This is a genomic window from Actinomycetospora termitidis (genome assembly GCF_030286555.1).
GTDB lineage: Bacteria > Actinomycetota > Actinomycetes > Mycobacteriales > Pseudonocardiaceae > Actinomycetospora > Actinomycetospora termitidis.
Map to the genome: position 1 here is coordinate 448,520 of NZ_JASVWF010000002.1, position 13,088 is coordinate 461,607.

Genomic DNA, 13,088 nt, shown 5'->3' on the forward strand with positions numbered 1-13,088 from the left:
TCGGGGGGTCGTGCTCTCATCCTGCTCATGAGCGGGACGTGGGACGCCGGAGCGGTTGCCTGGTTGCGCGAGATGCGGGACCGGTGGCGCGCGGTCGGCGTGCTCGGGCTGCTCGAGGACGCCGTGGCCGCGGTATGGGAGCGCAATGTCGCCCGGCATGATCCGAGGGTCGCGGGGGACACCGCCCTGACGCTCGGGCTGACGTCGTCGGAGAACCTGCGGTCGCGCCTGCTCGCCGCGGCTCCCGAGTGGGCGGAGCGCGACGTGCGGATCGCCGCGCCGTGGAACTCGCTCGTGCTGTCCCACCGGGAGGTGGCGCTGCACCTGATGAAGGCGCCGCCCGCGCACGACCCGCAGCCCGACTGGGCGGTGCTGCGCTGGCCCGGGGAGGTGCGCGGCGCCGCGGCGGCCGCGAACGGGGCGGGCTACGTGCCGCTCGGCGGGCAGCTGACGTTCGACGGCGTGCCCGCGCCGCGTCGCCCACATGAGCAGCCCGCGGGGCTGCGGCACGCCGTACTCGTCTGGACCGGAGATCCAGTCACCGCGACCACCTCGGGGTGGCTCGCCGTGCCGTGGGAGGGCGCGGGCGGCGCCGATCCTCCGGAGCGGTTCTGGCTCGCCGTGACGCCGGTGTGGCGGCACGGCCCCGACGACGTCCCGGCGCCGCCCCGGGTCCCGGCGGTGTCGATCCCGTTCAGCGTGCTCGGGGATGATGCCGGGCGATGAACGCCCGAACGTCGCAGCGCCGACAGAGCCCACCTCCTCCGCCCGGCCTGCTGGTCGTCGACAAGCCGGCCGGCTGGACCTCGCACGACGTCGTCGGCAAGGTGCGCCGCCTCGTGGGCACCCGCAAGGTCGGGCACGCCGGCACGCTCGACCCGATGGCCACCGGCGTGCTCGTGCTCGGCGTGGAGCGGGCGACCAAGCTGCTCGGGCACCTGGCGCTGGACACCAAGACCTACCTGGCCACGATCCGGCTCGGTGCGGCGACCACCACGGACGACGCCGAGGGCGAGGTCGTCTCCACGGCCGACGCGAGCGGGGTGGACGAGGCCGCGGTCGATGCCGGTGTCGCGGCACTGACCGGCGACATCGAGCAGGTGCCGAGCTCGGTCTCCGCGATCAAGGTGGACGGGCGGCGGGCCTACGAGCGGGCGCGGGCCGGCGAGGAGGTCACGCTGGCGGCCCGGCCGGTGCGGGTCGGGCGGTTCGACGTCCTCGTACGGCGCCCCGGGGACGCGGTGCTCGACCTCGACGTGCTGGTCGACTGCTCGTCGGGCACCTACGTGCGGGCGCTGGCCCGGGACCTGGGCGCGGGCCTCGGGGTCGGGGGACATCTCACGGCCCTGCGCCGCACGCGCGTCGGCCCGTTCACCCTCGAGCACGCCCGCGACGTGGACACACTCGTCGCCGAGGCGGAGGGCGAGGCGGGCCGGGCGAGCCTGTCGCTGGACCTCGACGCCGCCACGGCCACCGCCTTCCCACGGCGCGACGTCGACGCCGCGGAGGCGGCCGACCTCGCCCACGGCCGCCCGCTGCCGCCCGGTGGCGCGCCGGGGACGTCCGCGGTGTTCGGCCCGGACGGGCACGTGATCGGGCTGGTCGCCGACTCCGAGGGCCGGGCCCGCCCGGTCCTGGTGCTCGCGCCGGCGTGAGGCGGCGCCGAGGGCGACATGACGCAGGTCCGGGCGCCGCGGGAGCTGCGTGACGTCGCACTCGCGGCCGGACGCCACGCGGAGGTGACGGTGGCCCGGCCGTCGGGAACCCGGGGACGCGCGCCCGTAGTCTGGGCGCGCACCCGACGAGACCGCACACGCACAGGAGAGGCGCGACGCACGTGCAACGTTGGCGCGGTCGAGACGGCGTCCCCCCCGGCTGGGGCCGCTGCGTGGTGACGATCGGCGTGTTCGACGGTGTGCACCGCGGCCACCAGCAGCTGATCGGGCACGCGGTGGAGCGGGCCCGGGAGCTGGGCGGGCTGCCGACCACCCTGATCACCTTCGACCCGCACCCGAGCGAGGTCCTCCGCCCGGGCACGCACCCCGCGCAGCTGACCACACTGGCCCGGCGCGCCGACCTGGTCGCCGAGCTCGGGGTCGACGCCTTCTGGGTGCTGCCGTTCACCCCGGAGTTCGCCCGGGTCGAGCCGGACGAGTTCGTGCACGAGCTGCTGGTGGACCGGCTGCACGCGTCCGCGGTGGTGGTCGGGAAGAACTTCACCTACGGCTACCGCGCGGCCGGGGACGTCCCCGAGCTGGAGCGGCTCGGGGCGCGGTTCGGGTTCGAGGCGATGGGGCTGGACCTGATGGCCGACGGCGACCGGGGCCGCACCGTGACCTTCTCCTCGACCTACATCCGCAGCTGCATCGCCGCCGGCGACGTCGAGGCCGCCGCCGACGCCCTGGGGCGGCCGCACCGGGTCGAGGGCGTCGTGGTCAAGGGCGACCAGCGGGGACGCGAGCTCGGCTACCCGACGGCGAACGTCGCCCCGACGGCCCACGCGGCGATCCCGGCCGACGGGGTGTACGCGGGCTGGTTCGTCCGCGACGAGCAGCGGTGGCCGACGGCGGTCTCGGTCGGGACCAACCCCACCTTCTCCGGGCAGGTCCGCACGGTCGAGGCGTTCGTGCTGGACCACTCCGAGGACCTCTACGGGCAGCGGGTCGGCGTCGAGTTCGTCGGCCGGGTCCGCGGGATGGAGCGCTTCGACTCGATCGAGGAACTGATCACCGCGATGGACTCCGACGTGGCCACGACGCGGAAGCTGCTCGGTCTCTGAGTGCGGCTGTTCGTCGCCGTCCTCCCGGACGAGGCCGCGAACGCGGCGGCGGACACCGACCTCGAGCTCGCCCTGCGGCGCGATCCCCACGGCGGCCGGTGGCGGGCGGTCGCGCGGGAGCGCCGGCACGTGACCCTGCGCTTCCACGCCGATGCCGATCCCGACGAGGTCGCGGCCGAGCTGGGGGAGCGTCTCGCCGGTGGTGAGCGGCCGGCCCTGCGGTGCGCCGGAGCGGGGAGGTTCGGCACCGCGCTGTGGCTCGGGGTCGAGACCGTCGGTGCCGCGGCCGCCTGGGACCGCCTGCTGGTCGCGGCCGGCGCGGACCCCGCCGAGCACGTCGCGCACCTCACGGTCGCCCGCGCCCGCGGCCGGTCGCCCTCCGTCCCGCCCGGCCTTGCGGAGCACCGTGGACCCGTGTGGACGCCCGACGAGGTCGTGGTCGTCGCGAGCGGAACGCCCTACCGGGTGGTGGCGAGGTTCCCGCTGGTGGGCGGGGACGAGGCCGTCGGACCCGGCCGGTAGACTCGTCGACGATCCGGCTGCGGTCCGTGGCGGCCGGGTCCTCGGACGTGCCCCGACAGGGCGCACCGGGACGGCACACGGTACCGGGCGCACGAGCCCGGGTACGACGAAGAACACGAGGAGCACCACCGACGTGGCCCTGACCACCGAGCAGAAGCGCTCGATCCTCTCCGAGTACGGCGTGCACACCACCGACACGGGTTCGCCCGAGGCCCAGGTGGCGCTGCTGACCCAGCGGATCATCCAGCTCACCGAGCACCTGAAGATGCACAAGCACGACCACCACTCCCGCCGCGGCCTGCTGCTGCTGGTGGGCCGTCGCCGCCGGCTGCTGAAGTACGTGGCGTCGGTGGACATCTCGCGCTACCGGTCGTTGATCGAGCGTCTCGGCCTGCGCCGCTGACATCCCGGGCCGCCCGCGATCATCGCGGGCGGCCCGACCCACATCGGGACACCTGAACAACCGAGCCCCGCCCCGCGGCGGCTCGTCCGAACAGGCCCGGTCCTCGACAGTGGCTCCCGGAACGGGCGTTCCGGGCGCTTCGATCGAAGACCGGTCAGGTCGGTGGAGCCGCGGAGGCCGCGGGGACTCGTCATCCGAATCCCCCGGAGGGACACCCATGGCGAACTCCGCCACCCCCGCCGCCGTCGACACCGAGACCGGGGTCCACGAGACCACGGCCGTGCTCGACAACGGCACGTACGGCACCCGCACGATCCGCTTCGAGTCCGGCCGGCTGGCCCGGCAGGCCGCCGGCGCCGTCGTCGCCTACCTCGACGAGGAGACGATGCTCCTCTCGGCGACGACCGCCTCGAAGCGCCCGAAGGACAACTTCGACTTCTTCCCGCTGACGGTGGACGTCGAGGAGCGCATGTACGCGGTCGGGCGCATCCCCGGCTCGTTCTTCCGCCGCGAGGGTCGTCCGTCGACCGACGCGATCCTCACCTGCCGCCTGATCGACCGGCCGCTGCGCCCGACGTTCGCCGCGAACCTGCGCAACGAGGTCCAGGTCGTCGTCACGGTCCAGAGCCTGGACCCGAAGGACCCCTACGACGTCCTCGCGATCAACGCCGCGTCGGCCTCCACCCAGATCTCCGGCCTGCCCTTCGAGGGTCCGGTCGGCGCCACCCGCGTCGCGCTGATCGACGGGCAGTGGGTCGCGTTCCCGACCTGGGACCAGCTCGAGCACGCCGTCTTCGACATGGTGATCGCCGGCTCGATCACCTCCGACGGCTCCGACGTCGCCATCTCGATGGTCGAGGCCGAGGCGACCGACAAGGCCGTCTCGCTCGTCGCCGGGGGCGCCCAGGCTCCCACCGAGGAGATCGTGGCCGCCGGCATGGAGGCCGCGAAGCCGTTCCTGCGCACCCTGTGCGAGGCGCAGCAGAACCTCTACACCTCGCTCGGGACGACCACGAAGGACTACCCGACCTTCCCGCCGTACCAGTCCGACGTCCTCGACGCCGTGACCTCCGCGGCGGGCGAGGACCTGGACAAGGCCCTCGCGATCGCGGGCAAGCAGGAGCGCGACACCGCCCAGGACGCCGTCAAGGAGCGCCTGGTCACCGAGCTCGCCCCGAAGTTCGAGGGTCGCGAGAAGGAGATCGGCGAGGCGTTCCGGTCGCTGACCAAGTCGACCGTCCGGAAGAAGATCCTCACCGAGGGCTTCCGCATCGACGGCCGCGGCGTCACCGACATCCGGCCGCTCGCCGCCGAGGTCGAGGTCATCCCGCGGGCGCACGGCTCGGCGCTGTTCGAGCGCGGCGAGACCCAGATCCTCGGCGTCACCACGCTGAACATGCTGCGCATGGAGCAGTCGATCGACTCCCTCACTCCGGAGACGACGAAGCGCTACATGCACCACTACAACTTCCCGCCGTTCTCCACCGGCGAGACCGGGCGCGTCGGCTCGCCGAAGCGCCGCGAGATCGGGCACGGCGCCCTGGCCGAGCGCGCGCTCGTGCCGGTCCTGCCGACCCGCGAGGAGTTCCCCTACGCGATCCGTCAGGTCTCCGAGGCCCTCGGCTCCAACGGGTCGACGTCGATGGGCTCGGTCTGCGCCTCGACGATGTCGCTGCTCAACGCCGGCGTGCCGCTGAAGGCGCCGGTCGCCGGCATCGCGATGGGCCTCGTGTCCGGCGAGGTCGACGGCAAGGAGACCTTCGTCGCCCTGACCGACATCCTCGGCGCCGAGGACGCGTTCGGTGACATGGACTTCAAGGTCGCCGGCACCAAGGACTTCGTGACGGCGCTGCAGCTCGACACGAAGCTCGACGGCATCCCCTCCGAGGTGCTCGCCCAGGCGCTCACCCAGGCCCGCGGCGCCCGGCTCGCGATCCTCGACGTCATGGCCGAGGCCATCGACGCGCCCGACGAGATGAGCGACTACGCGCCGCGCATCACCACGGTGAAGGTGCCGACCGACAAGATCGGCGAGGTCATCGGGCCGAAGGGCAAGATGATCAACTCGATCACCGAGGAGACCGGCGCCGACATCTCCATCGAGGACGACGGCACGATCTACGTCGGTGCGGCCGACGGGCCCAGCGCCCAGGCGGCGGTCGACAGGATCAACGCCATCGCCAACCCGCAGATGCCGAAGATCGGCGAGCGCTACCTCGGCACCGTCGTCAAGACGGCCGCCTTCGGCGCGTTCGTCTCGCTGGTGCCGGGCCGTGACGGCCTCGTCCACATCTCGAAGCTGGGCGGCGGCAAGCGGATCGGCAAGGTCGAGGACGTCGTGAACGTCGGTGACAAGATCCGCGTCGAGATCACCGACATCGACAACCGCGGCAAGATCAGCCTCCTGCCCGTCAAGGAGGAGGACGCCTCGAACGGCGCGGAGACCCCGGCCGACGGCGCCCCGCAGGGCACCGGCGCCGAGGGCGCGGGCGCCCCGCCCGCCGAGGAGGCGTCGGTGTCCGGCGCCATCGGCGGAGGCCGTTCCTGAGCACGGAAGCACGGTCCCTCGCGACCGAGCACCCGGCCCCCGGCGTGGCACGAACCGTGCTGCCCGGGGGCCTGCGGGTGGTCACCGAGCACGTGGCCGGGGCGCGGTCGGCCTCGGTCGGGCTCTGGGTCGACGTCGGGTCGCGCGACGAGCCGGGCTTCGACCCGGCCGCCCGCGGCGCCGCGCACTTCCTGGAGCACCTGTTGTTCAAGGGCACGGCGCGGCGCAGCGCCCGGCAGATCGCCGAGGAGATCGACGCGGTCGGGGGTGACCTGAACGCGTTCACCTCCAAGGAGCACACGTGCTTCTACGCGCACGTCCTCGACTCCGACCTCGCGCTCGCGGTCGACGTGGTGTGCGACGTCGTGCTCGACGGCGTGATGGCCGCACCGGACGTGGAGCTCGAGCGCGACGTCGTGCTGTCCGAGATCGCGGGCCGCGACGACGACCCCGAGGACCTGCTCACCGACGACTTCGACGACCTGCTGCTCGGTGACCACCCGCTGGGTGGCCCGGTGGTGGGGTCGGAGGAGTCGGTCACGGAGATGACCCGCGGCGTCCTCGCCCGCTTCCACGGCGCGCACTACGTGCCGTCGCGCTCGGTGCTCGCGGTCGCGGGCAACGTCGTGCACGCCGAGGTGCTCGACGCCGTCGCCGCGGCGTTCGGCTCCCGGCTCGACGGGGCACCCGCCGCGGCCGGGCACCGGCCGGACGCACCCGCCGTCGTGAAGGCCCCCGCGGAGCGGCTGTCGGTGCGCGAGGACGACACCGAGCAGTCGCACCTGATGCTCGGGGTCCCGTCGGTGCGGCGCGGCGACCCGCGGTGGGAGGCGCAGCTGGTGCTCTCCACCGTCCTCGGCGGGGGGACCAGCTCGCGGCTGTTCCAGGAGGTGCGGGAGCGACGCGGGCTGGCGTACTCGGTGTACTCCGCCGCCACCGGCTACTCCGACCTCGGCGTGCTCGGCGTCTACGTCGGCTGCGCCCCCGAGCGTCTCGGGACGGCCGCGGGGGTGCTGCGCACGCAGCTCGCCGACCTCGCCCGCCACGGCATCACCCCGGCGGAGCTCACCCGGGCCCAGGGGCAGCTGCGCGGCGAGTACGTCCTGGGCCTGGAGGACACGTCGTCCCGGATGAGCTGGTTGGGACGCCGCGAGCTGGACGGTCCGGGGGCACCGCTGGACCTCGGGGAGGCGCTCGCGCGGGTCCGGTCGGTCACGGTCGACGACGTCGCGGCGCTCGCGACGGAGCTCTTCGACGCGCCGCTCACGGCCGCCGTCGTCGGGCCCTACGCTGACGTCGACGATCTTCCCGACGAGGTGCGCGAGGTGGCGGAATGACCCGTGTCGGCGTGCTGGGTGCCCGGGGTCGCATGGGGTCGGAGGTGTGCCGGGTCGTCTCGGAGGCGGACGACCTCGAGCTCGTGGCGACCGTCGACGAGGGCGACCCGATCTCGGCGCTCGCGGACGCGGGCGCGCAGGTGGCGGTCGACTTCACGCACCCGTCGGCGGTCGCCGACAACGTCCGGTACCTCGTCGAGCACGGCATCCACGGCGTCGTCGGGACCAGCGGGATGACGACGGAGGTCCTCGACGAGCTGCGTGGCCGCCTGGATGCTGCGCCGGGCCTGGGGCTGATGGTGGTGCCGAACTTCGGCATCGGCGCCGTGCTGATGATGCGTTTCGCGGCGCAGGCGGCGCGGTTCTACGACTCCGTCGAGATCGTCGAGATGCACCACCCCAACAAGGCCGACGCCCCGTCGGGCACGGCGACCCGGACGGCGCAGATGATCGGTGAGGCCCGTGCCGCCGCCGGTCTCGGGCCGGGCCCGGACGCCACGACGCACGACCCGGACCACGCCCGCGGCGCGACCGTCGACGGCGTCCACGTCCACGCGGTGCGGATGGCGGGGCTGGTCGCGCACCAGGAGGTCATGCTCGGGAGCGCGGGGGAGACCCTGACGATCCGGCACGACTCGCTCGACCGGGCGTCGTTCATGCCCGGGGTGCTGCTCGCGGTGCGGTCCGTGGTGTCGCGCCCGGGGCTGACGATCGGGCTGGAGTCGGTGCTCGACCTGGACTGAGGCCGCTCCCGATCCGTACGAGCGGGCCGTTCGTCACGGTAGATCGTGACGAACGGCCCGTTCGTGGTTTCAGGGGTGCCGCCGATCAGAGCAGCGGCAGGCCCAGGTCCTCGGCGGTGGGACGCACGGCGAACTCGAGGTCCAGCGGGCCGCCGAGGCGCACCTCGCGCAGCGGGCGCCCGCCGGCGTCGAGGGTGCGGACGGTGCCGTCCGGCTCCCACCCCGCGCGGGCGTAGAAGGCGCGCGACGCCCGGTCGCGCTCCGGCACCCACGTGATCCCCCGCGTGGCGCCGCTCCCGTGCAGCGCCCCTGCCGCCGTCACCAGGAGCCGGCCCCCGTGCCCGCGACGGCCCCAGCGCGGCGAGACCAGCAGGGTCGCGACCAGACCGACGGACCCGGCGTCGTCGGGCAGGGCGCCGACCGCGTCGGCCAGGTCCTCCTCGGGCGCGGGGCCGGCGAGCGCGAAGCCCGCGACCGCGTCGCCCTCGGTGGCCACCAGGAGCCCGTCGGCCGCGCGCGCCCAGGCCGCGGCCACGGCCTCGTCGTCGAACCCCTCGGTGAGGCCGGGCGGCAGGAAGGCGGCGTAGGCGGTCGTCCAGACCTCCCGTTGCACCGCGGTGACGGCCGGGGCGTCGTCGGGGGTCGCCGGGCGGACGTGCGCGATCGCCATACCCGCGACACTAGGACAGGCGCTGGGACACCGGTCACGCCCCGACATCGACCCCACCCGCCGTCGGGAATGATCACTCCTGACGCATACGCCGAGAGAACAGGAGAGGCCGTTGTCCGTCACCGACGAACTGGTCGCCGCCAACGAGTCCTTCGCCGCGGGCTTCACCGACGGTGGGCAGCCGGGGCCGCCCTCGCGTCAGGTCGCCGTGGTCGCCTGCATGGACGCGCGACTCGACGTCTACCGCACCCTCGGTCTGGGGCCGGGCGAGGCGCACGTGATCCGCAACGCCGGCGGCGTCGTCACCGACGACGTGCTGCGCTCGCTCACGATCAGCCAGCGCAAGCTGGGGACGACGGAGGTCGTGCTCGTCCACCACACCAAGTGCGGGATGGCGACGTTCGCCGACGACGATTTCGTCGGCGAGCTGGAGCAGGAGTGCGGACAGAAGCCGGGGTGGGCGCCCGGGGCGTTCTCCGACACCGAGCAGGACGTCCGCGACTCGCTCACCGCGGTCCGCGCGAACCCGTTCCTGCTGCACACCGACGCGGTGCGCGGGTTCGTCTACGACGTCGACGCGGGCACGCTGACCGAGGTGTCGTGACGTTCGAGGTCGTCGCCGAGATCGACGTCCCGCACCGCCCGGACCTCGACCCGGTCCGGCGGCAGGTGGCGGACCTCGCCCCGCTGACCGACCACGTCCTCGCCCCCGACAACCCGACCGGGCGGGCCGCGGTGTCGGGCGTCGCCGTGACCGCGGCGGCCCGCGCCACGGGCGCTCGGGTGACGGCGGTGCTCAACGCCCGCGACCGCAACCGGCTCGGGCTGCGCCGCGACCTGCTCGGACTGGTGGCGCTGGGCGTGCGCGAGGTGCTGCTGCTGCGCGGTGACCCGCCCGACGACGACGCCGAGGACGGCCCGCTCGGGGTGCGCGCGATGCTGGACGAGGCCCGGGCGTTCGCCGACGAGCACGAGGTGGCGCTGCGGGTCGGGGTGGTGGCGCCGCTGGGGAAGCCGCTCGCGCGGTGGAAGCGGGCGGCCGACGTGCTGTGGCTGCCGCCGGCGTTCTCGGTCGGGGCGGTGGAGCAGTGGCGCTCCGACGCGCAGGTCGAGGTACCGGTCCGGGCGGGCGTGCTGGTACCGACCGGACCACGGATGGCCGACGGGGTGGCGCGGGCGATCCCGGACCTCGAGCTGCCCGCGGGGCTGCTGGACGCGCTGGACGACGATCCAGACGCCGGGGTCGACGCCGCCTGCGAGCACGTCGTCGCGCTGCGGGACTCCGGGCTCGTCGACGGCGTGCACCTGGTGGCGGTCAGCCGGGCGGGCGAGACGGCGCGGCGCCTCGCTCCGCTGCTGGCGTGATCAGGCCGGACGCGGCAGGGGCAGGACGGGCGGCTCGTCGTCGGCCTGGCGGACGGTCGCCGCGGCGGGGTGCTCGACGAGGGCCAGCACGCGCGAGGACATGAACCGCGCGGTGCGCACCGGGGTGCCCCCGCGCGTCACCTCGCTGACCTCGACGACGCCGCGCCCGTGCGCGACCTCCACCCGGCGACCGGCGCGGGTGGCCTCCACGTCCCAGCTACGGGTGGTGCCGCCGGCGTCCACGACGATCTCGACGCGATCTCCGATCATGACTTCTCCTTCACTGTTCTCCCTGGTCAACGCCGGTGTGGCCGCTCCTGTTCCGGTGGTTGTCGGGGGTGGCTGGCACGATCCCGGGCGTGGGATCACCGGAGCGGATGGGTGCGGCGGCGGCGCGGCGGGCGGTGCTCGGCGCGCAGGGGCTGGACGCTCCGCCGCGGTCGGTCCCGCCGAACCGCGGCGGGCTCACGCGGCTCGTGCGGCACCTCGGGCTGCTGCAGCTCGACTCGGTCAACGTCGCGGTGCGGGCGCACTACGCGCCGGTGTTCGCCCGGCTCGGCGCCTACGATCGTGACCTCCTCGACGCGCTGGCCTGGCCGCAGACCGCGGCCGACCGTCGGCGCCGGGCGTTCGTCGAGTTCTGGGCGCACGAGGCGAGCCTGATCCCGGTGGAGGACTGGCCGTTGCTGCGCTGGCGGATGCGGGACAACACCGCGCGCACCAACCGGTGGCTGGGCACGGCGCTGGACCACCGGCCGGACATCCTCGACGCGGTGCACGACGCGGTCGCCGCTCACGGCCCGATGGAGGCGCGGCAGGTCGAGGAGGTGCTCGGTCACGGGGGCGAGCGGCGCGCCCGGGCACACGGCGGGTGGTGGACCCGGTCGGACGTCAAGGTCGCCTGCGAGCACCTGTTCGCCACCGGGGTCCTGACGACGGGGACGCGGCGCGGTTTCCGCCGGGCGTACGCGGTGAGCGAGGACGTCATCCCGCCCGGGGTCCACGCCCGGGAACCCGATCGAGCGGAGTCGATGCGAGCGTTGACCCTGCGGGCGGCGGCCGCGCACGGCGTGGCCACGGAACCCGACCTGCGCGACCACTACCGGCTGCCGCCCGCGGAGAGCCGGGTCGCGGTCGCGGAGCTCGTCGACGCGGGGGAGCTGGAAGAGGTCGAGGTCGACGGGTGGGGTGCGCCCGCGTACCGATTGCCCGGTCTCCGGGTGCCGCGTCGGGTCACGGGGCGGGCCCTGCTCGCGCCGTTCGACCCGCTGATCTGGTTCCGCCCGCGCACCGAACGGATCTTCGGCTTCACCTACCGGATCGGCATCTACACCCCGGCCGAGCGGCGCACCCACGGCTACTACGTCTTCCCGTTCCTGCTCGACGGGCAGCTGGTCGGCCGGGTCGACCTCAAGACCGACCGTGCCGCGGGCGTGCTGCGGGTGCCCGCCGCCTTCGCAGAGCCGGAGTGCATCGAGCGCGGCGCCGACGAGGCCCGGGTGGCCGCCGAACTCGCGGGCGCGCTGCGCGACATGGCGGCGTGGCTGGGGGTCGGCGACGTCGTCGTCGAGGGTGGTCCACTGGCGCCGGCGCTGTCCCGTGCCCTCCTCGCGGGGGCTCCGCTCGTCTGAGGCGCTCGACGATGTCCCGCTACCGGCACTGGATGTGTGCAGGTCGCCATCGTCGGTGCGGGGCCGCCGCCCGCGGACCTCAGCAGCCGGCGATCAGGGCGCGCTCGAACGACGGGTCCAGGCCCGCCGCCAGGTCCGAGCGGCCCTCCGCGCGGACCTGCGCCAGCACGTCCCGCGCGGTCTCGGCCACCGGCCGGAACCGCAGGCCCGCCGCGATCGCGGACGAGGAGTCGATCGCGTCCTGCGGGATCTGGTCCTCCGGGAACCACAGCGGCCGGGCCTCCTCCTCGACGTCGGCCAGCGACTCCCGCAGGTACTGCTCCCCGGCCCAGGCCCACGAGACGTCCTCCGGCCGACCCCCGACCCCGAGGAGGCACTCCGAGAGCACCGCCGACAGCGGCTGCGCCCGCCCCGGGCCCACGGTGTCGAACACGCCGTCGAGCCGCCGGTCGAGCGCCGAGACCATGAACGCCGCGATGTCGCGGGCGTCGCTGTACTGGACGACGCGACCGGGGTCGCCCGGCGCCAACACCTCACGGTCCGCGTCACCGGCGAGGGCCCGGGCGAGGCGGACGGGCCACCAGGTGAAGCGGTCGGTGGGGTCGTGGGGCCCGACCATGATCCCCACCCGGAACACCGGCGCGGGCCCGTCGAAGTGTCGGGCGATCGCCGCCTCGGCCTCCAGCTTCTCCAGCGAGCGCTCCTGCAACGCGTCGTCGGCGTCGCCGGGACGGCGCACCGGGTCCCCGGCGCCCGGCACCGCCGGCCCGTCCGGGTGGTACACGCTCATGCCCGACACGTAGCCGTACGCGCCCGCCGCACCGTCGAGCAGCTCAGCCGTGCGCGCCACCGCGTCGGGGTCGGAGAAGGTGTCGAGCACCGCGTCGAAGCGGCGCCCGTCCAGGGCGGAGAGGTCGCCCTGCCGGTCGCCGGCGAGCGCCTCGACCCCGTCCACCGGGGCCGACCCGCGTCGGGAGAGAACGGTCACGTCGTGGCCGGCGGCGAGCCCGGCGGCGGCCAGGTGGCGGCCGAGGAAGCCGCCGCCACCCAGGACGAGCAGGTGCATCGGCGCGGCTACCCGCTCGGCGCG

General features: G+C 74.6%; 14 protein-coding genes. 11 read left to right on the plus strand and 3 right to left on the minus strand.

The features are described from left to right. The first annotated feature begins 27 nt into the window (after positions 1 to 27). The 8 genes from QRT03_RS10035 (at position 28) to dapB (ending at position 8,332) form a co-directional block, all read left to right on the plus strand. Positions 28 to 726, plus strand: a complete 699-nt coding sequence (locus tag QRT03_RS10035) for a hypothetical protein (protein ID WP_286052562.1) — start codon at positions 28 to 30, stop codon at positions 724 to 726. Beyond that, positions 723 to 1,655, plus strand: a complete 933-nt coding sequence (gene truB, locus QRT03_RS10040) for a tRNA pseudouridine(55) synthase TruB (RefSeq protein ID WP_286052563.1) — start codon at positions 723 to 725, stop codon at positions 1,653 to 1,655. The genes QRT03_RS10035 and truB overlap by 4 nt, the downstream gene beginning before the upstream one ends. A gap of 182 nt (positions 1,656 to 1,837) precedes the next feature. Next, complete coding sequence (locus tag QRT03_RS10045; RefSeq protein WP_286052564.1) at positions 1,838 to 2,779, plus strand: bifunctional riboflavin kinase/FAD synthetase; 942 nt, start codon at positions 1,838 to 1,840, stop codon at positions 2,777 to 2,779. Continuing rightward, a complete protein-coding gene (locus tag QRT03_RS10050) occupies positions 2,780 to 3,301 on the plus strand; it encodes a 2'-5' RNA ligase family protein (protein WP_286052565.1) in 522 nt (173 codons plus the stop codon). Between the two features lie 133 nt (positions 3,302 to 3,434). Beyond that, positions 3,435 to 3,704: a 30S ribosomal protein S15 gene (gene rpsO / locus QRT03_RS10055; RefSeq protein ID WP_286052566.1), complete on the plus strand. Its 270-nt coding sequence runs from the start codon at positions 3,435 to 3,437 to the stop codon at positions 3,702 to 3,704. A gap of 217 nt (positions 3,705 to 3,921) precedes the next feature. After that, on the plus strand, positions 3,922 to 6,252 hold the full coding sequence (locus QRT03_RS10060) for a polyribonucleotide nucleotidyltransferase (RefSeq protein ID WP_286052567.1): 2,331 nt from the start codon (positions 3,922 to 3,924) through the stop codon (positions 6,250 to 6,252). Positions 6,253 to 6,296: 44 nt separating this feature from the next. Next, on the plus strand, positions 6,297 to 7,589 hold the full coding sequence (locus QRT03_RS10065) for a M16 family metallopeptidase (protein WP_286052568.1): 1,293 nt from the start codon (positions 6,297 to 6,299) through the stop codon (positions 7,587 to 7,589). Next, positions 7,586 to 8,332, plus strand: a complete 747-nt coding sequence (dapB, locus tag QRT03_RS10070; RefSeq protein WP_286052569.1) for a 4-hydroxy-tetrahydrodipicolinate reductase — start codon at positions 7,586 to 7,588, stop codon at positions 8,330 to 8,332. The genes QRT03_RS10065 and dapB overlap by 4 nt, the downstream gene beginning before the upstream one ends. Before the next feature lie 85 nt (positions 8,333 to 8,417). Here the strand turns inward: dapB and QRT03_RS10075 are convergent, their stop codons facing one another. After that, positions 8,418 to 9,002: a GNAT family N-acetyltransferase gene (locus QRT03_RS10075; RefSeq protein WP_286052570.1), complete on the minus strand. Its 585-nt coding sequence runs from the start codon at positions 9,000 to 9,002 to the stop codon at positions 8,418 to 8,420. Positions 9,003 to 9,114: 112 nt separating this feature from the next. On the opposite strand from QRT03_RS10075, the gene QRT03_RS10080 reads away from it, so the two are divergent. Together QRT03_RS10080 and QRT03_RS10085 are read left to right on the plus strand one after the other, a co-directional pair. Further along, positions 9,115 to 9,606, plus strand: a complete 492-nt coding sequence (locus QRT03_RS10080) for a beta-class carbonic anhydrase (RefSeq protein ID WP_286052571.1) — start codon at positions 9,115 to 9,117, stop codon at positions 9,604 to 9,606. After that, on the plus strand, positions 9,603 to 10,367 hold the full coding sequence (locus tag QRT03_RS10085; protein WP_286052572.1) for a methylenetetrahydrofolate reductase: 765 nt from the start codon (positions 9,603 to 9,605) through the stop codon (positions 10,365 to 10,367). The genes QRT03_RS10080 and QRT03_RS10085 overlap by 4 nt, the downstream gene beginning before the upstream one ends. Here the strand turns inward: QRT03_RS10085 and QRT03_RS10090 are convergent, their stop codons facing one another. Beyond that, positions 10,368 to 10,637: a hypothetical protein gene (locus QRT03_RS10090; protein WP_286052573.1), complete on the minus strand. Its 270-nt coding sequence runs from the start codon at positions 10,635 to 10,637 to the stop codon at positions 10,368 to 10,370. It lies immediately after the preceding gene. Positions 10,638 to 10,744: 107 nt separating this feature from the next. On the opposite strand from QRT03_RS10090, the gene QRT03_RS10095 reads away from it, so the two are divergent. After that, positions 10,745 to 11,998: a winged helix-turn-helix domain-containing protein gene (locus tag QRT03_RS10095; protein WP_286053344.1), complete on the plus strand. Its 1,254-nt coding sequence runs from the start codon at positions 10,745 to 10,747 to the stop codon at positions 11,996 to 11,998. A 79-nt stretch (positions 11,999 to 12,077) separates the two neighbouring features. On the opposite strand, the gene QRT03_RS10100 is transcribed toward QRT03_RS10095, so the two are convergent. Next, positions 12,078 to 13,064, minus strand: a complete 987-nt coding sequence (locus QRT03_RS10100) for an NAD-dependent epimerase/dehydratase family protein (RefSeq protein ID WP_286052574.1) — start codon at positions 13,062 to 13,064, stop codon at positions 12,078 to 12,080. Positions 13,065 to 13,088: the final 24 nt, after the last annotated feature.

Excerpts from the sequence above, each read along its gene's own strand:
- QRT03_RS10035 (WP_286052562.1), top strand. The coding sequence starts at position 28 with ATGAGCGGGACGTGGGACGCCGGAGCGGTTGCCTGGTTGCGCGAGATG.
- truB (WP_286052563.1), top strand. The coding sequence starts at position 723 with ATGAACGCCCGAACGTCGCAGCGCCGACAGAGCCCACCTCCTCCGCCC.
- QRT03_RS10060 (WP_286052567.1), top strand. The coding sequence starts at position 3,922 with ATGGCGAACTCCGCCACCCCCGCCGCCGTCGACACCGAGACCGGGGTC.
- dapB (WP_286052569.1), top strand. The coding sequence starts at position 7,586 with ATGACCCGTGTCGGCGTGCTGGGTGCCCGGGGTCGCATGGGGTCGGAG.
- QRT03_RS10075 (WP_286052570.1), bottom strand. The coding sequence starts at position 9,002 with ATGGCGATCGCGCACGTCCGCCCGGCGACCCCCGACGACGCCCCGGCC.
- QRT03_RS10090 (WP_286052573.1), bottom strand. The coding sequence starts at position 10,637 with ATGATCGGAGATCGCGTCGAGATCGTCGTGGACGCCGGCGGCACCACC.
- QRT03_RS10095 (WP_286053344.1), top strand. The coding sequence starts at position 10,745 with ATGGGTGCGGCGGCGGCGCGGCGGGCGGTGCTCGGCGCGCAGGGGCTG.
- QRT03_RS10100 (WP_286052574.1), bottom strand. The coding sequence starts at position 13,064 with ATGCACCTGCTCGTCCTGGGTGGCGGCGGCTTCCTCGGCCGCCACCTG.